The following is a 21,735-nucleotide window of genomic DNA, read 5'->3' as shown; positions in this document are numbered from 1 at the left end:
CTTGATGGCCTGCTGAAGCTCCATCTGATCTTGGCCACCTGCGAGGGGGCCAGCCGGGCCGGGATGAGCATGCCCTCTTAGGGAGGGAGGTGAGACTCTCCACGACGGACACCGCAGATCGCGCGGTCGCAGCGTCATCAAACAATTATGCAGCGCCGCCTTCGCCCTGTGTATTCACTCCCGCGCCTTCTTGAAGCCGGAGGTTGTCGCGAGTGATCAGCTTCAGTCCCTGCACGTGGCAGGCTTGCTCAGCCAGCGCCCTGCTGTCTGGCGACAGCGGATGTACGGCTGCCATCAGGTGATATGTGGCACCCAAACGAGTGCTGATATCTACATCGTGGTTGATCTGGTCCTCAGTGAAGTCCCCTGGGCTCGTCTTGACCTCGCCGGAAAGCAGCTCGCCTCGGAAAATACCCAGTACGTCTGCCTCTTTGGAGTTGCTTTCGTCATAAAGCCACACATCCACCCCAGGCAGGAGACACGCGTGGCGGTCCTCTGCTTGCAGCACGGCGATCGCCATCAGGTGCGGGAAGATGCCCTGGTCAACTGCCTGGTCGATAAAAGTGTTGAGCTGATAGTGCACGATTGGCCCATCCGTGCCACTCGTGTAGACCGCAGGCACGCCGCAGCCCGGGCAGATTGCCTGGGCCGTTACTTCGTCGAGCGGGACGAACGTATCCGACCCGCACCGTCTGCATGAGCACTGGAACCCTCGCTGCGCCCAGCCGTGTGAGACAAGACGTTCTGCGGCTGTGCGTGCCACCTCTGCTCTCCCAGGCAGGGAACTCACCGGCCGGTAGCGCCTTCGCGTGCGGCCACCCCATGTCGACGCCAACCTTTCCAGCTCCACAGATTCCGCTCCGCTGAGAACTGCCCGCTTAAGCGCCTTGACGAGCTCCTTTGAGCGGGGCGTCATCAGCTCAGTTAGCACGGCGAAGAGACCCGGCTCCAGGGCCAGAGCACCGGCTTCGTCCGGCAGGGAGTCCGCTAGCCGTCCCTTCGACGACAAGGCCCACTGGTCCGTGGCCCTGTCGAGTACCGTGCATAGTGCTTCATACGGAGTGGGCAAGGTAATTGCTAGATTCACCTCCCCGGCACTGATGGGGACCGGAACCTGTAGCCGGTGCTCCTGCCAACGGCTTTCGGGGTGAATCAGTTCTGCTACCTCGCCCACCCGGGGGAGTCGGTCGAAATAAGGACTGGTCATGCGGAGTAGTACTCTTGCCCGGTCGTAGAGATGTATTGGCGCTGTGAAACGGATGCGTGTTTCACGAGGACTCCTGAACAGGTGTGCATCAAAATCAGCGGTCGGAGCCCAGTCCCACACGGTCGTCAGGAAAGGTGTGGGATCCACGACCGCATACGTTGGGTCACGTTGGTCGTCTCCATCCTGCTCGTATGCGGGTGGAAGCCAGCCGAACTGTGAGAGATCCGAAGATCCTTCTGTAAGGCACCACTCCTGAGCCAGCGTGTGCATCCTCTCCGGACTCACCTGTAGACTCCAGAGCACCGCGTCGACGCTCCGCCATCCGTCGATCGCGAGCCGGGAGCTCAGCTGTTCAGCGAAGCCCGTCCAGGCACCAACCTCCGTGGCCGGCAGCAGCCAAGCAGCCCCGCCTCCGGCTGAACGGTGACGCAAGGCTCGGAAGTTCCAGAACGCTACACAGTCGGGCAGCGCGTTCGACTCGTTAGCAAACCACAGCACAAGCGGATCGTTGAAGGCCGTCTGAGAGGCAGCGAGCTGACTGCCAGTGCGTGCGATAAGCGTGCCCCAATGGCCCTGGACGGTCCCGATGACACCGTCTAGCGGGGCCTGCACGTTTGGGAGGAGTGAACTGCCAACCATCTGGGCCGCCACGTCACCGGCTGCAGCCACCTGCCATAGGGGACCGCTCGGCTGGGCGACCAGCGCTGTTTCGCCGGGCGTAAACGCGGAGAGGGGGTAACTGTGTCGTGACATCGAGTTCTCTGTGAGCTGGTTCACCGCCACACCCGCGAGGCCCAGTTCCCGGCCGACCAGCTCTACCTCATCGCGACCAAGCCGAATCGGTACGAAGGCCTCGACACGCGCTCTGGTGACCACATCTCGGTCTCCGGGACTGATACCCGAGGGCGCCAGCTGGATGATGGGCTCACCTTCACCGCCCCAACGCATACTGGCCGACCGCACAGCCTGCCGGAAGCCATCGTCATCCCCAAACCTGATGACGTACGCGACACGAGACGGCGCAAGCCCGCCGAGCAACACATCCTGACCAAGGTAGTCATCTGCCACATGGACAGCCTGCCACCTCTGGCATTGCTGGTTTCCCGCTGCAGGGATTCTCGGGCCGAGGGGATGAAGCCGGTGCTGTAGAGATCGCCCCGCCGTGCGATCACGGGACGTACCGTGCGTTGCTGGACACCCGTTGATGGGGTGGTCGTGCCCGCGACTTCTCGGCAGAGCAGCCGGACAGCGGCGCAGCCTGCCCACCCCAGCCCGCGATGGCCGGCTACTCGTCGAGCAGGGGCAGCAGTTGAGTGAAGCCTTACCACCCGTCGGCCTCTTTCGGACGTCTGGATAGGGTCGCCATACCCGAGCCGGAAAGGCAGCCGCATGAACCACGAGATCGTGATCGCGCAGACGACCAGTGACGACGAGCAGCTGGCGAAGTCGCTCGCCCGAGGCGCTGTCGAGGGCAAGTTGGCGGCGGGCGTTCACATCGATGCACCCATCACTGCCTACTACTGGTGGCAGGGGAAGGTCGAAACGGCTCGGGAGTGGCGGATCTCCTACATGACGTCGTCGGACCGACTCCCTGCCCTGGAGGCATGGCTGCATGAGAAGCACCCGTATGACGTCCCTCAGTGGGTCACGCTGCCCGTGACCGGAGGAGCTGAGGCATATCTGTCCTGGGTTGTTGATGAGACGCGCACGCACTAACTGACCGTTTCAGAATCAGATCCTTCGGGAGGGCCTCGCAGGAGGGGGCTGCGGGCGTTGTAGGCCCGTCACGTGGTAGGCATGGGCAATGATTGGTCGCCTCCCGCTCGACGAGCAGCTCGCCGCCCTGAAGTCTGCGCTGGCCCGTAACGAGGTGCTGGTGGAGGTGCTGAACCGCACGGCAGGACTGGGCCTGCCCAATTGGTACGTGACGGCGGGTTGCCTGTTCCAGACAGTCTGGAACGTGGTTACGGACGAACTTCCCACCAGCGGGATCAAGGACTACGACGTCTTCTACTTTGATGACCGGGACTTGTCCTGGGAGGCGGAGGACGCAGTGATCAAGGCCGCCGGCGAAGTGTTCACAGGACTACCGGCGGAGGTCGAGGTCCGTAACGAGGCTCGCGTCCACCTCTGGTACGAACAGAAGTTCGGCGTCGCCTGCGCTCCTCATGCGTCCACAGAGGCGGCTATCGACAGCTTCGCGGCGACCACCTGCTGCCTGGGCGTGCGTCTGGAGCCGGGCGGTCAGTGGCGCGTCTACGCGCCGCACGGGCTTTCCGACGTGTTCAACCTGGTTGTGCGCCCCAATCCGGTGCTTGCCCCGCGCGAAGTGTATGAGGCCAAGGCGGCCCGCTGGCAACAGCAGTGGCCTGAGCTGACCGTTCTCGGCTGGCCCTCGGAGTCCACAGTCCTGACGCCTTCTTCATCCTGATACGCGGAGCCGACGCAGGCAGATGATGCTGCACGCGAGTTGGAGTAGGCCGAGATGGAGGTCGGCCCGGCGTTCGTAGCGGATTCGCAGGCGCTTGAAGTGGTGAAGCCAGGCGAAGGTGCGCTCGACGACCCAGCGCACCTTGCCGAGTCCGGAACCGTGGGCTACGCCGCGCCGAGCGATCATCGGCTTGATGCCGCGCTTCCAGAGCAGGCGGCGGTACTTGTCGAAGTCGTAGCCGCGGTCGGCGTACAGGCGCCGGGGCTTGCGGCGGGGCCGCCCTCGCCGGCCCCGAATCGGCGGGACTTCGTTCAGCAGCGGGAGGAGCTGGGTGACGTCATGGCGGTTCCCGCCGGTGAGCGTGAGGGCGAGTGGAGTTCCGTGGCGGTCGACGATCAAATGGTGCTTGGTGCCGGGACGGGCACGATCCACGGGCGAGGGTCCGACGTGATCCCCCCTTTGAGGGCCCGCACGTGTGAGCCCTCGACAGCGCAGTCGTCCATATCCAGCAGCCCCGCGCGACGCAGCTCGGTCAGTAGCGCGGCATGCAGGCGCGGCCAGATGCCAGCCTCGGTCCAGTCCCGAAGCCGACGCCACGCAGTCACCCCTGAACAGCCGACGGCCTCGGCGGGAACGTCACGCCATGCGACACCGGTCCGCAGCACATACAGGACGCCCGCGAGCGCCGTCCGGTCCGGAACACGCAGGCGTCCGGGGTAACGATGGCGCCGCTCAGGAGTGGGAGGCAGTAGCGGAGCTATGCGCTCCCACAGATCATCGGCCACAAGATCAGAACGCACCCGGAACACCCTGCCGACCAAGATCGCCGAGCACAAGACACGTGGCTCAACTCATTCTGAAACGATCAGTAAGGGGAGCGGTCGCCCGCCGCAGCGGCGCCCCGGACCATGTTCCGACTGGTTCGCCCCGTTCGCGGATGGGCTGATGCCGAGCCGTCGCAGCCAGGTGTGGGTAGGCCCTGTTGCCGGCGGCAAGCCGAACTACGTGACCGCCTGCTTGAGGATGCTGCAGTGACTCGTCGGTCAACCTTGTGCGGTACAGCCCGGACTGGGGGGTTCACTTGCTACTCTCGATCCTTCTCCAGGCATGCGGACTGCGTCGACTGCACTTGTACGTCGTGGCGTTGGCCTCGTGCAGCAAGTGGAGAAACACAGGCGCGGGAGGGGACCAGTGCGTGAGACCGGCTTTGTTATTCGTTCATGGCATAGGTAGTTCGCGGGACCCCAAGGCTGAGCGCGACTCTTGGCTCGCAGCCCTGGCCATCGGCGCCCGCAAGGCAGGCCATTCATCGGAGGGGTCGGCACTGGCCGAAAACGCCTTCTGCGACACGGCCTTTGCCTATTACGGGGATTTGTTCACGTCTCCGCAGGCTCAAGGAGCGGCGACGCCGGGTGCTACAGCAGGCGAGAGTGAAGAGCTCCGGCGGCTGCTTGAGGGCATGATCGACGCCCAGTTGGCTGGCGACCCTGACATGGGGGAGCGACGTGTGCTGCAGCACGCGCGCGTGGAACTTATGGCGGACCAGCAAACCCAAGGCAGCGGAGACCTCATACGGCGCCTGGTAAACGTCTGTACGACTCTGTTAGCTTTGCCCGGAATGCGGCGCGGGGGGCAATGGGTGAGCGGTCGGCTTATGGCGGGTGATCTTGCTCAGGTGACCCGTTACCTGAGCAGAGCGGAAGCAGACGATGCTGGGAGCACGCTCGACGAGTGCATCCGTGAACGGATGCTCAGCTTTCTGAATGGTGATCGGCCGACGGTCATCATCGCTCATTCTCTGGGAAGCATCGTCGCCCTGGAGGCTCTGCACCAGCATCGGGGCGCCGTACCACTGCTGGTGACCATAGGTTCCCCGATCGGCATGCGCACCGTTGTGCTTCCCAGGCTGCAGCCGCAGCCACCGGCCACTCCGGACTGCGTGGAACGCTGGCTCAATTACTGGGACCGGGACGACATCATTGCCCCTCGGCCGTGGCTCGATCGTGATGTGCTGCCTAACGCCGGAGGCTGCCTGCCTGTCAGTGACCGGGTGGACTCCGACGGCATCTGGGCCCACACGGCTACCAAGTATCTGGCGCAAGCCAGCGTGGCTGGCCCGATCGTGGAGGCTATCCGCCTTGCCGGGCAGAGGCCATCGGCGTGACCGTCTCACGACTGCTTCTCATCGTGGCCCCTCAGAATCAGGCCATGGGTCATCTGATCGAGCTGGAAGGCGCCGCGCGGGTCTTGGGGCAGGTGCTACAGCAAGAGGACTTGGGTGCCTGCGCGCCAGCGTTGGGCGACGGGGGCGTCCTGTTGTACGGCCCCGCCGTCACGCAGGCACAGATCGAGGCTGCGGTGCGTGCCGCCACCCGGCGGGCCGGGGAGGCCGGCGCCACTCTAGTTCTGGCCTTCCTCGGCCATGGGATGGCAGGAAGCGGACGTTCGGAGCTGTACGTGATGGGCGCAGACGCGGAGCCGGACGTACTGAGCACTGCGGTGAATGTCGGCCACCTGATTGTTCAGGCAGCGGAGCAGCCAGGCGTCGACGGCGTCATTGCGCTGGTTGATACCTGCCACGCCGCGGGAGCCGTGCCGGACGTCAAGGCCCTCGTCGCAGGTGTACGGGGCGGACGTACACGAGTGTCGCTACTCATGGCGTCGGGTGCCGATCAGAAGGCGCACGGCATGGTGTTCAGCCGTCGGCTTGCTGAGCTGGTGAGACAGGGCATCCCGACCGCGGGAAAGTACGCCGGCGTGTCCGAGTTGCGGGAGGTGCTGCGGCACTCGGTGATTGGCCAAGACGTCGTCAGCCTGGAGCATGACGGCGATCATTTCGCGGCGCAAGCGCTGTGGTTGTCACGCAACCCCCGCGTCGTGGGTGGTGAGCGTCCAGGCCCTGGCTGGCTCGGTGCCGCAGACCTTAAGTCGGCTATAGAAGCAGTTGGCCCTGCGATGGCTTGGCCGGAACCATGGTCATTGCTTGAGCTGGACCGGCTCCGGCACGACATCCAGACGATCAAGGAAACGGGCACAGGGATAGGCCCGGTTACGCTCGTCCACCGGGCTGTACACATCGTGGACAGCCTGCGCACCTGCTTCGTCACCCAATCCTTCCTCACCTCCTGGATAGGCGACAAGCTCACAACCCAGCGCCTGCGCAGAGCGTTACCCACGCTACCTGCTGACGTGTATGCATTGATGCCGGACAGCACAGGTACTGCCCTGCTCACTGACCTCCTCGAACTGCTCGTCCTACGTGCACCACGAGTTGGCGCAAGTGATACAGCGTTGCTCACCCGTTTCGTCGCTGCTCTCGGTGCTGACGTGGGCCGAGACCTCTCCGCTGACGACATAGCTGATTGGGCTGATTCTTGCGGAGCGCGGATTGAGCTCAATGACGCTATTGAGGCCCTCAGCCGAGGCCAGGTGACACGACGGCTGCGGCTTGTGGTCAGCCTGCACGCGACCGTGGCGGATGACTGGCCCGAGTCGCTGGACCTATGGCTGCTGGACAACGGCAAGGTAGGTGAACGAGAGGAGATCACCTGTGCCCCGACGCAGACGGCTGTCGAAGCGAAACTCGGGGAAGCTGTTGCCTGGGGGTGCAAACACGCGCGGCTTCGCGGGGCACCGCTGCGGCAGGTGGACGTTGCCGTGCCCACCTCCCTTCTCCTGCGCTGGAAACCTGAAGAAACCGACTTCGGCGTCCGTTTGGGCGTGCACCATGATGTGGTCGTGCGCTGGAGTATGCGTCTGAACCCTCCTGCTCACCTCTGGTGGATCAATGATCACGCGCGGGCCGGTCTGGAGCAGATGGGCACCTGCACGGCCAAGGCACCTGTCGACTGGCTGGCGGAACACGAAGCGAGTCAATCGCAGCAGCTCGGAGATCAATTGAAGGCTGGCAGGTACACCCGTGCGGTGGCGTTCTCGAACCGGCCTTCCCACCTGAAGCAGGTGATGGAGATGCTGTTGGCGTACGTGCCGGTCGTGCTGTGGCCTGATGCGAACAGGACCTTCCCACCATCAGAGCAAGAACTACTTGACATCTTTTGGGATCGCTTGCCTGCCGAACTAGCTGAGGCGTACCGGCGACGTTGGCAGGGCGGTTCCGTGAACCCATCCGACCGGCTCGCTGACCTGAGGTCGGTGTGGCACGACATCGAATGGCTTGATTTCTGCAGTTGGTTCGACAGTCCCGATGCTGTAAATGGGAGCGCTTCATGACTTGGAATCCGTACTACACCGGGGATGGAGTGCCGCGCGAGGTTGAACTGGCGCCCCCGCCGCCGTGGCGGACGTTCCCGCGCGGCGCGATGGCGAAGGAGTTCCAGCCGCCTGCGGGGCTGGTGGAATCCGTAAACGCAGCGCTTCATCTGCGTCGGCCGCTGCTTGTGACAGGACCTGCTGGATCGGGTAAGTCGACCGTGATCGAGCAGGTGGCCAATGAGCTGAAGCTTGGATCCGTGTTGCGCTGGCACATCACGTCCCGTAGCTCGCTAAGCGAGGCCCTGTACCGGTACGACGCCCTGGGGCGGATTCATGCACAGCGGCTCGGCCAGGCCGACGGGGTCGATGACATCGCTCCATTCATGCAACTAGGGCCGCTCGGCACAGCTCTGCTGCCGTCGCGCCATCCCCGTGCGTTGCTGATCGATGAGGTAGACAAAAGCGATCTCGACCTACCCAGTGACCTCCTCGATGTTCTGGAACGCGGTGAATACGAGATTCCCGAACTCGCCCGCTATCAGGACGACGTTGTGTCTGTCCGGCAGTGGGGGAGTGACGGCCATCACGCCATCGAACGAGGTCGTGTACGCTGCGCAGAATTTCCCTTCATTGTGATGACCAGCAATGGTGAACGCGACTTCCCCGCCGCCTTTTTGCGTAGGTGCATCCGATACACCATGGCGCCTCCGACAGTTCCACTCCTCCGACGAATGATCATGGCTCACCTGCAGATCGACATCGATGACGGGGGGCCGGTCAGGGACCTCGTTGAGGACTTCGTCGCGCGATTGGAAGGCGGCGACAGCCTAGCCATTGACCAACTGCTCAATGCCGTCCACGTGATGTCCGGCACCGCTGCTCCAGAAAGTGCGGGACGGCAGGAGGTCGCCGACCTTCTCATGCGAGAGCTGTCACGTGCCTGACCATTTGTCACGCGTGCTACAAAATCTCCGTGCAGAAGGGGCAAACCTGGACGCCACGGCGCTGGCTGAAGCCGTGTGGCTGGCTGCCACACTCAGCGGGAGGAGCCAGCACTGGCGCTCGCGCACCGACGCGCAGGGGCCGGTACCGCCTAGAGTTGACGGCGCTCGGGAGCGCGAGCGGCCGCAGAGCAGCACGGCAGCAGGGACGTTATCCCATCCAGGTGTCGCCGTGCACGAGCAATTGGCTGACAGTCCTGGAAGCGTGTCGGGTGAACCAGTCGGGGTTGCCAAGGGGCGGGCTCTTCCCGATGCGCTGGACCTCCTACGTGCCCTGCGGGCCTACAAACGTCCGTGGGAAACCGGCCTTCATGCAGAACTCGACATCGAGCGGACGATCCATGGGTACGCGCGCAGTGGCGAGCTCATCCCGGCGTTCCGAGCAGCTCCAGAACGATGGTTCGACCTGCTGCTTATCGTTGACCGGTCGCTGTCCATGCAGGTGTGGAAGCAAACGATCGCCGAACTGGAAGGTGTCCTCGACCATTTGGGAGCCTTCCGGCTTCTGCGTACCTGGGGACTGACATTCGAGGACTCACAGCCCATCCTTCACGATCATCGGGGGGCGGTGGCGGGGCCCGACCATGCGCTTTCTCCGCAGGGCAGACGTCTGGTCCTGGTCGTCTCGGACTGCTCGGCCCCAGGCTGGTACCAGCAAACAATCTGGCAGCAATTACGTGCGTGGGCCCAGTCGACATCAGTGGCGCTACTAAATCCGTTGCCCTCGAAACTATGGCGACGCAAAGCACTCGACCTTCCCGGAGTAACGGCCACCCAAGCGGTGCCGGGCGGCGGTAGTACCACACTGCGCTTCGACGTACCACTGCTGCTCGAGAGTCCTCGGGACAGTCTGCCGTCATGGTTCCCTCTCCCAGTCCTGTCACTCAGCCCGCACTCGCTCGGCCGATGGGCACGCGCACAGATGCGCGGTGACCCGGCTGGCTGTGACTCGATACTCATCCCCGCCACGGGACGCGTCCAGCGGGGCAGTTCTTCGCGCCCCCACGCTGCGCGTATCGACCTAGCCCAAGCATTTATCCGCACTGCTTCACCCGGTGCGGTCAAGCTAGCTGTGCTGAGCTCCTTGGCAGGGCGGATGAGTTTGCCTGTGCTGCAACTGATCCGGCAAGAGCTTCTGCCCGCAGCCGGCGCTGCCGACATTGCCGAGCTGATCACAAGTGGCATCGTGTCACTTCACTCACAGAGTAGCGGTGTGTTCGTCATGGCCTTCCGTGATGGTGTAGAGGACGAGCTGAAGCAGCTCCTGCCTCAACACGAAGCCTGGCGCATGTGTGGAATGCTCGAGAAGTACGTGAGCGCCCGGGTGGACCGCTCAACGAGCGTGCCCGCAGTGCTGCACAATCCCGACGCGCTACGCCGCCTTCCTGCCGAAGTAAGGCCGTTTGGTCAAGCCGCCCATGAGGTTCTTCGCACACTTGGGGGCATTAGTAGCGAACCGGAGCCAGATGGCAAGGTGTCGATTGTTGCCTCTGCTACGGCCCGCATTGCCGGTGGGCTCGATGTCGACGAGATCTTGCGCGCCCTCTCTGAAACCGCTGTACCGGGCTTCGCCGACACTCTGCTTGTCTACCTGCGCGAGCCGCTGCCGGTCGGTGACGAGCGCCCGACCGGGCCGATGGTGCTGCGGTTGCGCCGCACTGAGCGTAGTGCCGGCGAGGTAAACCGCGTGAAGACAGACGCTGCCCCACTGTCCGCAGTCATCGCGTCAAAGGGAGAATTGGGCACGGGCAGTGCTGAGTTGTGTCAGGTGCGCTCTGGCAGTGCGCTTGCCGAAGTATTGCGCGGCGTCCGGGCAGTGTTCGCGGATTCGCCGATCGCGCTCGCCGCATTGCCCGAACTGCTTGGCGGCGACCGGTCGGTGCCGCTGGGACGCCGCTGCGCAATCCTGGCGCCGCTGCGGGGGCGGCGGCGGGTGATCGGCGCGGCGGTCTTCCTGCGCCAGTCGAACAGGCCCGTGTTCGACGCGGACGACCTCCTGGTGGCCGGACAGCTGGCCACGCACAGCGCGCTGGGCATTGACAAGGCGATTCTGTACGGACGTGAGGCGTACATCGCGGACAAGTTGCAGCGCACGATGCTGCCGGAGTCGCTGCCGCGCGTGACCGGGGTGCGGCTCGCGGCTCGCTATCTGGCTGCGGCGGAGACGGCACGGGTCGGCGGCGACTGGTACGACGCGATACCGCTGCCCGGCAGCCGGGTCGCTCTCGTCGTCGGCGACGTCATGGGCCACTCCATGACCTCGGCCGCGATCATGGGGCAGCTGCGTACGACGGCGCAGACGTTGGCCGGGCTCGACCTACCGCCGCAGGAGGTTCTGCACCACCTCGACGAGCAGGCGCAGCGGCTGGGCACGGACCGGGTGGCGACGTGCATGTACGCCGTGTATGACCCGGTCGCGCACCGCATCACCATTGCCAGCGCCGGGCATCCGCCGCCGGTGCTGCTGCACCCGGGTGGGCGTGCCGAGGTGTTGCGGGTGCCGCCGGGGGTGCCGATCGGGGTGGGCGGCGTGGACTTCGAGGCGGTCGAGCTGGACGCGCCCGCGGGTGCGACGCTGCTGCTGTACACCGACGGCCTGGTCGAGTCGCGGCTGCGGGACGTGTGGACCGGCATAGAGCAGCTGCGCGTGCGCCTTGCCGAGGCGGCCCAGGCGACCGGCCCGGGCCATCTGCCGCCGCTGGAGGCGCTCTGCGACGACGTCCTTAATATGCTCGGCCCGGGTGACCGGGACGATGACATCGCGCTGCTCGCGGCCCGGTTCGACGGGATCGCGCCCAGCGACGTGGCGTACTGGTTACTTGACCCGGAGGACGCGGCGCCAGGCCGCGCCCGCCGCTTCGCCCGCAGCGCCCTGGCTCGCTGGGGCCTGGAGGAGATGACGGGCTCGGTCGAGTTACTCATCAGCGAGGTCGTCACGAACGCGGTGCGGTACGCCTCACGGCCGATCACCCTGCGCCTGCTCCGCACCGACGTGCTGCGCTGCGAGGTCGGCGACGACGCGTCAAGGATGCCCCGCATGAGGCAGCCGCAGGCGGGCGAGATCCGTGGGATGGGGCTGTTCCTAGTTAACAAGTTGTCCAGGCGCTGGGGCAGCGACCGGCTAAGCACGGGCAAGATTGTGTGGTTCGAATGCACCTTGCCGGAAACTGCGTCGTCCGGGACCGCTGATGCACTCACGGAGGCGTCGGAGGAAGACCCTGATGAGTGGTGGGTCGTAGGGTTACCGGAAGACTTGTGAAGTGTATCGCCGCAGTCTGTCTTTGCAATCGTTCAGCCTCCGCTTGCTGTGAGTAGTGGCGTGCTAGGACCTGTCTGATAATTGATCTCATGGTGGGTCGTGGTGAGCTGACGGATGGAGCGGGAGAGCGGATAGCGCCCTTGTTGCCAGGTGTCGATGGCCGTGTGTGGCCGTGGCGAGATCACCGGCAAGTGAGTAATGGGGTGTTGTGGCGGTTGCGGACCGGTGTCCCGCGGCGTGACCTGTCGGAACGCTACGGGCCATGGCAGACGGCTTATCAACGGTTCGCCCGCTGGGAGGCGGACGGCACCTGGGCCAGTCTGCTCGGACAGGCTCAGGTCCGCGAAGACTCCGTCGAAGTCGTGTAGTAGACGGTGTTGGTGAACTTCACGATCAACCGGGCTCATCAGCACGCCGCCGGCGCCCAAAGAAGGGGCTCCGGCGGGGGACCAACTGGATGATCCGGCACGCGTGTCGGCTGGCCAGGCGCTGGGTCGGTCCCGCGGCGGTCCGACCACGAAATGACGTGTCGTCACGAAAGTCAGCGATGGGTCAGCATGGATGTGATCAGAGGTGGAGACACCCTGCGATATCTGCACATGGGCATCCGCTCAGATAGCCGTGCTGACCTGAAGTTTTGCAGGTCGGGCGCCTGCACGTAGAGTGCAGGCGTGCCCGTGTAGGAGAACCAGTCGTACCACTCCACGGCGTTGCCCACCGAGGCGGCGAGGAGCTGGCGGACGGGCCGTCGGGCCGGGGGTGCTTCCGTGTGCATGCCTGTCATGATCGCGACCATCCCCGGGTGACCGGCCCGGCACACCTCACGTACCGGCGACTTTCACACCAGCGCCACCGGACCCTTCCCTGACGTTTGCTGCTCCTGGAACACTCCTTTCGCGCGCAATCCGTCATCATCCGGCACCGTCCCGGCCGGTTGAACCCCCCGAGGCGAGAGGTCTCCCACCCCCATGCCAGACGTCAACCGCCGCAGGTTCCTCCAACTCGCGGGCGCCACCTCCGCGTTCAGCGCCCTGTCCGCGAGCATCGAGCGGGCCGCGGCGCTCCCGGCGAACCACCGTTCGGGGACGATCGAGGATGTCGAGCACATCGTCGTCCTGATGCAGGAGAACCGTTCTTTCGACCACTACTTCGGCAAGCTGCGCGGTGTCCGCGGCTTCGGCGACCCGCATCCGGTGACGCTGGGCAGCGGCCGGTCGGTGTGGCACCAGCCGGGCAGCGACGGCAAGGAGGTGCTGCCGTTCCACCCGGAGGCCGACGACCTCGGCATGCAGTTCCTCGAAGGGCTCCCGCACGGCTGGTCCGACGGCCAGGACGCCTACCACGACGCGAAGTACGACCGCTGGCTGCCCGCCAAGGGCACCACCACCATGGCGTACCTGACGCGCGAGGACATCCCCTTCCACTACGCGCTCGCCGACACCTTCACCGTCTGCGACGCCTACCACTGCTCCTTCATCGGCTCCACCGACCCCAACCGCTACTACCTGTGGTCGGGCCACACCGGCAACGACGGCACCGGCGGCGGCCCGGTCCTCGGCAACGACGAACTGGGCTACGACTGGACCACGTACCCCGAGCGGCTGGAGGCGGCCGGAATCTCCTGGAAGATCTACCAGGACATCGGCGACGGCCTGGACGCGGCCGGCCACTGGGGCTGGATCGACGACGCCTACCGCGGCAACTACGGCGACAACTCGCTGCTGTACTTCAACAAGTACCGCAACGCGAAGCCCGGCGACCCCCTGTACGACAAGGCGCGCACCGGCACCGACGCGAAGAGCGGCGAGGGGTACTTCGACCGGCTCCGCGCCGACGTCAAGGCGGACCGGCTGCCGAAGGTCTCCTGGATCGCCGCGCCCGAGGCGTTCTCCGAGCACTCCAACTGGCCGTCCAACTACGGCGCCTGGTACATCTCCCAGGTCCTGGACGCGCTCACCGCCAACCCGGCGGTCTGGGCGAAGACCGCGCTGTTCATCACGTACGACGAGAACGACGGCTTCTTCGATCACCTGGTGCCGCCGCTGCCGCCGAAGTCCGCCGCGCAGGGCCGGTCCACCGTCGACGTCTCCCTCGACGTCTTCCAGGGCAGCGCCAGTCACCGCGAGGGCTTCTACGGGCTCGGCCCGCGCGTGCCCATGCTGGTCGTCTCACCCTGGAGCAAGGGGGGATACGTCTGCTCCGAGACCTTCGACCACACCTCGGTCATCCGGTTCATGGAACGCCGCTTCGGTGTGCGCGAGCCCCAGATCTCGCCGTGGCGGCGGGCCATCTGCGGTGACCTGACCAGCGCCTTCGACTTCTCGCGCAAGGACAGCCGCCCGGCCGCCCTGCCGGACACCGACGCCTACGAGCCGCCGGACCGCGAACGCCACCCCGACTACCGCCCGAAGCCGCCCGCGGACCCGGACATGCCCCGGCAGGAGCGCGGCCGGCGCCCCACCCGCCCGCTGCGCTACGCCCCGCACGTCGACGGCGCCGTGGACGCCGCGGCCGGGAAGTTCACGCTCACCTTCGCCTCCGGCGCCGCGGCCGGTGCCGCCTTCCTCATCACCTCCGGCAACCGCACCGACGGTCCCTGGACGTACACCACCGAGGCCGGCAAGTCCGTCGCGGACACCTGGAACTCGGCGTACTCGAAGGGCTCGTACGACCTGACCGTGCACGGCCCCAACGGCTTCCTGCGCGTCTTCAAGGGGCCGAACAAGACCGCGGGACCCGAGGCCACCGCCCGGCACACCGGCGACGACGTCCGGCTGACCCTCACCAACGCCGGGACCTCGGTGGTCCGGCTGAAGGTGGAGAACGCGTACGGCGGCCGGAGCAAGACCCTCACCGTGCGTCCAGGCACCACCGTGCGCCACACCGTCGACCTGGAGCGGAGCGGGCGCTGGTACGACCTGACCGTCACCTCCGACTCCGACCCGGCGTTCCTGCGCCGCTTCTGCGGGCACGTGGAGAACGGCCACCCCGGGGTGAGCGACCCGGCCCTCGTCACGGACTGACGACGACCGGCCTTCAGAGCCGGCTGAGGTGCCCCGGCCCCGGCTGCCGGGGCACCAGTGCCGCCGCCGCGTCCGGTACGGGGGCCGCGGCAAGGGTGTCGGGCGCGTGTGGTGCCGCGCGGCTCAAATGGATCACGCCCCAGCCGGCCAGCGCGGCGCCGGTCAGGGCGAGGAGTATGCCGCCCGGGCCGCCGCGCAGCCGCTCGCCGAGCAGCGAGAGTCCGATCACCGCGGCGGCCACCGGATTGGCCAGCGTCACCACGGCGAGGGGGGCGCCCAGGCCGCCCCGGTAGGCGGTCTGCGACAGCAGCAGGCCGCCCGCCGCGAAGGCCGCCACCAGCACCGCCACCCCGATGACCTGCGCGCTGAGCACGGGGGCCGAGCGGTCCGTGACGGCGACCGTGACCGTCTGGGTGAGCGCCGAGGCGACCCCGGAGGCGATGCCGGACCCCGTCGCGTGCCGCAGCCCCGGCCGGGAGCCGGGCCAGGCCAGCACGCCGATCAGCGCGGCCGTCGCGCCGGACACCGCCAGCGCCTCGGCCACGCTCAGGGAGTCGTCGGGCGCGGGCCCCGACGCGGTGAGAAGCAGTGCGCCCAGCCCCAGCAGGGTCAGCCCGGTGCCCCGCCACTCCACGGCGCTCACTCGCCGGCCCGCCAGCCGCGCCCCGAGGGGCACCGCCGCGACGAGGGTGAGCGCCCCGAGCGGTTGCACCACGGTGAGGGGCCCGTACCGCAGCGCCACGACGTGCAGCAGGGCGGCCGACGCGTTGAGCGCGACCGACCACCACCAGGCACCGGACGCCAGCAGCCGGAGCGCCCCCGCCCCGGCGCCGCGCTTGGCCAGCCGTTCCTGGGCGACGGCCGCGGCGGCGTAGGCGCACGCGGAGACCAGGGACAGCAGGACGGCGACGAGAGCGGCGTTCACCGGGCCGCCCCGACCAGCTCGGGCCCGGCCGCCGCCCGGCGCCGCGGCTGCGCCCGGCGCGGCGGCAGCGCGCACCGCCGCCGGTGCGGCGGGCGCAGCACCGCGAGCGCCAGACCGAGCAGCGCCGTGGCCGCGACCGCGTCCAGCCAGTAGTGGTTCGCGGTGCCCACGATCACCAGCAGGGTCAGCAGCGGATGCAGCAGCCACAGCCACCGCAGCCGCGACCGGGTCGCGACGACCAGGCCGACCGCCACCATCAGTGCCCAGCCGAGATGCAGCGACGGCATCGCCGCGAACTGGTTCGACAACTCGTCCGTGGCGGGCGGCCCGTACACCGAGGGGCCGTACACCCGGGCCGTGTCGATCATCCCGGCGGCGCCCAGCATGCGCGGCGGCGCGAGCGGGAACAGCAGGTGCAGCGCCAGCGCCGCGCCGGTCACGGCGGCCAGCACCCGGCGCGCCCACACGTAGTGCGCGGGCCGCCGCAGGTAGAGCCAGACCAGGAAGGCCACGGTGGCCGGGAAGTGCACGGCGGCGTAGTAGGTGTTCGCCGAGTGGACCAGCGCGTCGCCGTGCAGGAGCAGGGACTGCACCGAGCCCTCGTCGGGCAGGCGCAGCGCCCGTTCCCCGTCCCACACCCGGCGGGCGTTGCGGAAGGCCTCCGCCGTGTGCCCCGTCGCCAGCTGCCGGCCGAGCTTGTACACGAGGAAGAGCCCGGCCACGAGCAGCAGCTCGCGGACGAGCGGCGGGCGCGCGGACGTGCCCGGCCCCGCCTGTGGGGGCTCCGCTCCGGCGGGCTCGCTGCGGGCTTTCATCCCCCGTCCTCTCATCGATACGACCTCGTTCCGATACGACAGTGTACCGATACGCTCGGGTACCGGTACACTGGCGTATCGATAGACACTCGAGGCACGCTCGAGGCACACCGGGACGAGGAGCAGGGACCATGACGTCGCAGGCCGCGGACCGACCGGAACCGGTCGGCACCTCGCGCCGCTCCAAGATCACGCCCGAGCGTGAGCAGGAGTTCTTCGACGCCGTGCTCGAACAGATCCGGGCCTGCGGGTACGACGCCGTCACCATGGAGGGCATCGCCGCCAGCACCAGGTGCAGCAAGTCCACGCTCTACCGGCAGTGGAGGACCAAGCCCCAGTTCGTGGCCGCCGCCCTGCGCTCCCACCGGCGGGTGCGCTTCGCCGGCATCGACAGCGGATCGCTCGCCGAGGACCTGCGCCAGGCGGCCCGCATCGCGGGGGAGTGGTCCGGCAAGGACACCCTGCTCCAGGCGCTCGGGCACGCGGTCATGCAGGACCCGGAGCTCCAGCGCGCGCTGCGCGAGGCGCTGGTGGAACCGGAGATCGCCGCGCTGCGGGAGATCCTGCGGCGCGGGGTGGAGCGCGGCGAGGTCGACGCGGACCATCCGGCCCTGGAGTACGTGCCGGCGCAGATGTTCGGCGTGCTGCGGATGCGGCCCGTCGTCGAGGGCGAGTACGCCGACGCGGAGTACCTCGTCCGGTTCGTGGAGGCCGTCGTGCTCCCCGCGCTCGGCCTCCCCTGAGACCCAGGCCGCCGTCCATGGGATGACTGGACGGTGGTCTGCCCGCGCCGCACCGTGGGGACGGGGGCGGCGCGCACCCCCGGCCGGGCCGGGGCGCCCTCTGAGCGGAGGGGCGCCCCGCCCGGCCGATCATTGTGCGGTCCGGGTCGGGTCAGACGTCCTGCCCGTTGCCGCCGCCGGCGGCGCCCGCCTCGATGCCCTTGGTGATCTCGTCGAGCACGGCCTGCTTCTCCCCGACGTCGACGCCGAAGCGGACGACGACGATGCGCTCGGGATCGGCCGGCGAGGGGAAGGCGAGCGACTGGACGTACCCGTCGGCGCCCTTGGCCGTGACCGCCTGCCAGCGGACCAGGTAGCCCTTCTGCCCGGCGACCGTGACCGCCTTGGACGCCAGTTCCTTGTGCGAGGTGATCCCGCCGTAGGACTTGCCGCCGTAGGACTCCTCGGCGTTCGCCTCGATGTCGGCCTTCGCGACCTCCTCCGCGGTGTCCCCCTTGGTGCGCAGCACCATCGACGGGGCCGAGTAGGCGCCGCCCTTGGTGCAGGTCGCGGAGGAGTCGCCGGGGCACTTGTAGCTGTCGTCGGACGTCACCGACGCGCCGACCTCCAACTGCTGCCCGGACCAGCCGTCCGGGATGGGCAGGGTGATCCCGCTCAGCAGGTCCGGCACCGACCCGCTGTCGATCGTCGGCGGCTCCGACTCGCCCGGCGAGTCCGGCGCGGGCGACTCGCCGTCACCTCCGCCCTCGCCTCCGGGCGGGTCGCCGAAGGGGGCGTCCTCGCCGCCGGGGCCGCGCCGGTCCTGCTGCGAGGATCCCGCGCTGTCGCCGTCCGAGCCGTCACCGGCCAGCGCGTACACACCGACACCGATGCCGGCCAGCACCGCCACCGCCGCCGCGACGGCTATGCCGGTGGTCAGCCGGCGCCGCCGCGCGGACGGCGGCTGCACGGGCATGCCCGGATATCCCTGGTGCACGGGGTACGGCCCCGGCGCCGCGCCCGGCGCCGGCGGCTGCGCGGGAGGGGCCCACGCGGCGTCCTGCCCGGCGGGGCGGACCTGGTCCGTCCACGCCTTGCCGTCCCACCAGCGTTCGGTGGCGGGACCGTCCTGCTTCTGTCCGGGGTCCGGGTACCACCCGGGAGGAGTCACCTGCGTCATGTGCCCACCGTATGAGGCGTCGGTGAAAGCCGGATGAGAGGCCCCGCGACGAAGTCCGCCGCCGACCCGCCACGCCCCGCGGCAGCGACGAGTTGACGCCGCCCGCCAGACGCCGCCGCAGATGACGGGCCCGGCGCGTCGTCCCGGCTTTACCCCAAGTCACCCGTCACGGCAACTGCTCGCCGGACCACGCACCACGTGCCCGGCCGGAGGGCTAGGCTCAGTGCTCGTACGTCATTCGGGCGACTTGGGGAGGTAGCGGGATGACGGAGGTACGGCGGGCGGTCGCCGCCTCGGCCTCCCTCTGGGAGCGCGACGAGGAAGTCGCCACCATCACGCGGGCGGTCCACACCCTCCGCGCCGACCGCTCGTCCCCCGGCCTGCTGCTGGAGGCGCGCGGCGAGGCCGGCGTGGGCAAGAGCGCGCTGCTCGCCGAGACGCGCCGCATCGCCGAGGCGCTCGGCTGCACCGTCTGGTCGGCACGCGGCGGCGAGACCCTCAGGTCCGTCCCCTTCAACGTCGTACGCCAACTCCTCCAGCCCGCACTGGTGTCGATGCTGCCCGAGGAGGCCCGCGAGTACCTCGGCGACTGGTACGACATCGCCGGCCCCGCCCTCGGCATAGCGGACCCCGGCGAGCGGCAGGCCGACCCGCAGGGCGTGTGCGACGGCCTGGTCGCCGCCGTGCGCCGCCTCGCCCGCCGGGAGTGGCCGCTGGTGCTGCTCGTCGACGACGCCCACTGGGCCGACCAGGAGACCCTGCGCTGGCTCGCCGCGCTCGCCGGCCGGCTCGACGAGACCTCGGTGTTGATCGTCCTCGCCCGCCGTCCCGGCGACGTGAGCGGCGACAGCGCCCGCCACCTCGACGAGGCCGCCGCCGTGGGCCGGCCCCTCACCCCGCTCAACGCCCTCACCCCCGACGCGACGGCCGGACTCACCCGCGCCACGCTGGGAGCCCACGCCGACGCCGCGTTCTGCCGCGAGGTGTGGGCCGTCACCGGCGGCAACCCCTACGAGACCGTCGAACTCCTCGCCAAGGTCCAGGACAGCGAGCTTCAGCCGGTCGAGGCGGAGGCCGCCGAGCTGCGCGCCCTGAACCGCTCCGCGCGGGGCGGCGGACTCGTCGCCCGCCTGGAACAACTCGGCGTCGACTCCACCCGGTTCGCCTGGGCCGCGGCCATCCTCGGCAGCGGTATCACCGTCGACATGGTGGCCCGCCTCGCCACCCTCGACCGCGCCGACGCCGCCCGCTGCGCCGAGCTGCTGTCCGACGCCCGCATCCTCGCCGCGGCCGGCCCCGCACCCGGCCGACCGGGCGACGACGACCTGGAGTTCGTCCACCCGCTGATCGCCACCGCCGTCTACAGCTCCATCCCGGACGCGCTGCGCACGGCGATGCACGGCATAGCGGCCCAACTGGTCACCGACTCCGGCCTCGGCGCCGCGGCCGCCTCCCGCCACCTGCTCCAGGTCTATCCCGACGACGACCAGGAAGTCGTCGGGCAACTGCGCGAGGCCGCCCGGGAACACCTGGCCGTCGGCGCCCCGGACGCGGCCCGCCGCTGCCTGGAACGCGCCCTGCAGGAACCGCCGTTGCCCGACACGCACGCGCGCGTGCTCTTCGAGCTGGGCTGCGCCACCCTCCTCACCGCGCCCGCCACCACCATCGGCCACCTGCGCACCGCGCTCGCCATGCCGGGACTCGACGGCGAGCAGCGCGTCGACGCCGTCTTCAGGCTCTCCCAGGCCCTGCTCCACAACGACCAGCTGGAGGAGGCCGTCCGCACCGTCGAGGCGGAGGCCGCCCGCAACCCGGACCCGTCCGCGCGGCTGCGGCTCCAGGCCGCCCAGTACATGTGGGAGGGCATCCACGCGGGCGAGACGTCCTCGCCCCGCCGCTCCGCCCGCCTGGCCGAACTCGCCGCCACCTGCACCGGCCGCGACAACGCCGAACGCGCCCTGCTCATCCTGCGCGGCTTCGACGCCATGACGCACGGCGAGAGCGTCGAGGAGGTCGTCGAACTGTGCGACCGGGCCCTGGTCAACGGCCGCCTCGCACCCGGGCTCGGCTGGACCGACACCGAGTGGGGCCTGGAACTGCCCATGATGCTGGCCAGCTCCTACGCCTACGCCGACCGGCTCGACCGCGCCGAGGCACTGTTCACCGAGGCCCTGCGCGCCTACGAGACGGCGGGCTGGAGCGGCGGCCACCTCTCCCTCGCGCACGCCTACGTCGGCCTCGGCCACCGCAGGCGAGGACGCCTCAAGGAGGCCGAGACGTCGCTGCGGGAATCCCTGCGCATCGCCGAACGCGTCGGCCGCGGACTGCCGTTGTACTGGTCGGCGATCTGCAACCTGATCGACACCCTGCTCGCCCGCGGCCACGTCGCCGAGGCCCGCACCCTCGCCGACCAGTACGGCTTCGCCCCGCCCTACCCGTCGACGATCGTGCTCCCCGACCCCCGCTCCGTGCGCGGCCGGCTGCTGCTGGCGACCGGCCGCACCGAGGAGGGCGTGGGCGAGCTGGAGGCCGCCGAGAAGGCCGCGGCCGCCCGCGGCCGGCACAACCCCGTGGTGGTGCCCTGGGCGACCGAACTGGCCCGCGCCCTCGCCACCGAGGACCCCGGCCGCGCCGCCCGGCTGGCCAGTGACGCCCGCCGCCAGGCCGAGCGCTTCGGCACCGACACCGCCATAGGAGAGGCCCTGCGCTGCGCCGCCGCGCTGGAGACCGGCCAGCGCGCGGTCCGGCTCGCCGCCCAGGCCGTCACCTACCTGGAGGCCTCGCCCTGCCAGTACGAACACGCCGCCGCCCGTGTGGAGTACGGCATCGCGGCCCGTTCGGCGGCCGAGCTGAACCGGGGCCTGGCGCTGGCCGACTCGTGCGGCGCCGACGGGCTGGTGGCCCGGGCCCGCGAGGCGCTGGCGGTGGTGCACACGGGCTGACCGGCCGCCGCACCGGGG

General features: G+C 68.6%; 14 protein-coding genes and 1 pseudogene. 10 read left to right on the top strand and 5 right to left on the bottom strand.

What is annotated here, in order from left to right:
• Window positions 1-145: 145 nt before the first annotated feature.
• Window positions 146-2,275, bottom strand: a complete 2,130-nt coding sequence (locus tag ACZ67M_RS07005) for a hypothetical protein (RefSeq protein ID WP_469849882.1) — start codon at window positions 2,273-2,275, stop codon at window positions 146-148.
• Window positions 2,276-2,596: 321 nt separating this feature from the next.
• Between ACZ67M_RS07005 and cutA the strand changes: the two genes are divergently transcribed.
• Entirely contained in the window at window positions 2,597-2,923 is a 327-nt protein-coding gene (cutA, locus tag ACZ67M_RS07000) for a divalent-cation tolerance protein CutA (RefSeq protein WP_469849881.1), read from the top strand.
• Between the two features lie 88 nt (window positions 2,924-3,011).
• On the top strand, window positions 3,012-3,638 hold the full coding sequence (locus ACZ67M_RS06995; RefSeq protein WP_469849880.1) for a nucleotidyltransferase family protein: 627 nt from the start codon (window positions 3,012-3,014) through the stop codon (window positions 3,636-3,638).
• On the opposite strand, the gene ACZ67M_RS06990 is transcribed toward ACZ67M_RS06995, so the two are convergent.
• Window positions 3,630-4,438 (bottom strand): IS5 family transposase gene (locus ACZ67M_RS06990; RefSeq protein ID WP_469849879.1). Its coding sequence is split into 2 segments (ribosomal slippage): window positions 3,630-4,099 and window positions 4,099-4,438, totalling 810 coding nucleotides; the frame shifts between segments, so codons are not numbered across the junction. The two genes, ACZ67M_RS06995 and ACZ67M_RS06990, sit on opposite strands and share 9 nt — an antisense overlap.
• A 395-nt stretch (window positions 4,439-4,833) precedes the next feature.
• Between ACZ67M_RS06990 and ACZ67M_RS06985 the strand changes: the two genes are divergently transcribed.
• The 6 genes and pseudogenes from ACZ67M_RS06985 to ACZ67M_RS06960 all read left to right on the top strand — a co-directional run bounded on the left by ACZ67M_RS06985 (window position 4,834) and on the right by ACZ67M_RS06960 (window position 15,133).
• Window positions 4,834-5,802, top strand: a complete 969-nt coding sequence (locus tag ACZ67M_RS06985; RefSeq protein WP_469849877.1) for an alpha/beta fold hydrolase — start codon at window positions 4,834-4,836, stop codon at window positions 5,800-5,802.
• Between the two features lie 44 nt (window positions 5,803-5,846).
• Window positions 5,847-7,868: a vWA-MoxR associated conflict system protein gene (locus tag ACZ67M_RS06980; RefSeq protein WP_469849875.1), complete on the top strand. Its 2,022-nt coding sequence runs from the start codon at window positions 5,847-5,849 to the stop codon at window positions 7,866-7,868.
• On the top strand, window positions 7,865-8,794 hold the full coding sequence (locus ACZ67M_RS06975; protein WP_114531517.1) for an AAA family ATPase: 930 nt from the start codon (window positions 7,865-7,867) through the stop codon (window positions 8,792-8,794). Before ACZ67M_RS06980 ends, ACZ67M_RS06975 begins: the two co-directional genes overlap by 4 nt.
• Window positions 8,739-12,110 carry an SAV_2336 N-terminal domain-related protein gene (locus ACZ67M_RS06970; RefSeq protein WP_469849872.1) on the top strand — a complete coding sequence of 1,124 codons (3,372 nt, stop codon included), beginning with the start codon at window positions 8,739-8,741 and terminating at the stop codon, window positions 12,108-12,110. Before ACZ67M_RS06975 ends, ACZ67M_RS06970 begins: the two co-directional genes overlap by 56 nt.
• 89 nt (window positions 12,111-12,199) lie before the next feature.
• A pseudogene (locus tag ACZ67M_RS06965) lies at window positions 12,200-12,632 on the top strand (transposase); the annotation flags it as partial.
• Between the two features lie 446 nt (window positions 12,633-13,078).
• Window positions 13,079-15,133 (top strand): phosphocholine-specific phospholipase C, encoded by a 2,055-nt coding sequence (locus ACZ67M_RS06960; protein WP_392102283.1) that lies wholly within the window; start codon window positions 13,079-13,081, stop codon window positions 15,131-15,133.
• Window positions 15,134-15,146: 13 nt separating this feature from the next.
• On the opposite strand, the gene ACZ67M_RS06955 is transcribed toward ACZ67M_RS06960, so the two are convergent.
• Window positions 15,147-16,058 carry a DMT family protein gene (locus ACZ67M_RS06955; RefSeq protein ID WP_469849871.1) on the bottom strand — a complete coding sequence of 304 codons (912 nt, stop codon included), beginning with the start codon at window positions 16,056-16,058 and terminating at the stop codon, window positions 15,147-15,149.
• Window positions 16,055-16,873, bottom strand: coding sequence for a phosphatase PAP2 family protein (locus ACZ67M_RS06950; RefSeq protein WP_392017660.1), 819 nt, complete (start codon window positions 16,871-16,873; stop codon window positions 16,055-16,057). The genes ACZ67M_RS06955 and ACZ67M_RS06950 overlap by 4 nt, the downstream gene beginning before the upstream one ends.
• A gap of 131 nt (window positions 16,874-17,004) precedes the next feature.
• Here ACZ67M_RS06950 and ACZ67M_RS06945 point away from each other — a divergent pair, with 131 nt between their 5' ends.
• A complete protein-coding gene (locus ACZ67M_RS06945; protein ID WP_469849869.1) occupies window positions 17,005-17,616 on the top strand; it encodes a TetR/AcrR family transcriptional regulator in 612 nt (203 codons plus the stop codon).
• Between the two features lie 151 nt (window positions 17,617-17,767).
• Here ACZ67M_RS06945 and ACZ67M_RS06940 read toward each other — a convergent pair whose 3' ends face one another.
• Window positions 17,768-18,775, bottom strand: a complete 1,008-nt coding sequence (locus tag ACZ67M_RS06940) for a DUF2510 domain-containing protein (RefSeq protein WP_392102286.1) — start codon at window positions 18,773-18,775, stop codon at window positions 17,768-17,770.
• A gap of 263 nt (window positions 18,776-19,038) precedes the next feature.
• Between ACZ67M_RS06940 and ACZ67M_RS06935 the strand changes: the two genes are divergently transcribed.
• The gene (locus ACZ67M_RS06935; protein ID WP_469849867.1) at window positions 19,039-21,717 is read left to right on the top strand and encodes an ATP-binding protein; all 2,679 of its coding nucleotides are present in this window, start codon (window positions 19,039-19,041) and stop codon (window positions 21,715-21,717) included.
• The last annotated feature ends 18 nt before the right edge of the window (window positions 21,718-21,735 follow it).

The sequence above is a fragment of the Streptomyces sp. NPDC107500 genome (assembly GCF_055582785.1).
This window is presented reverse-complemented; position numbering and strand designations above follow the sequence as displayed.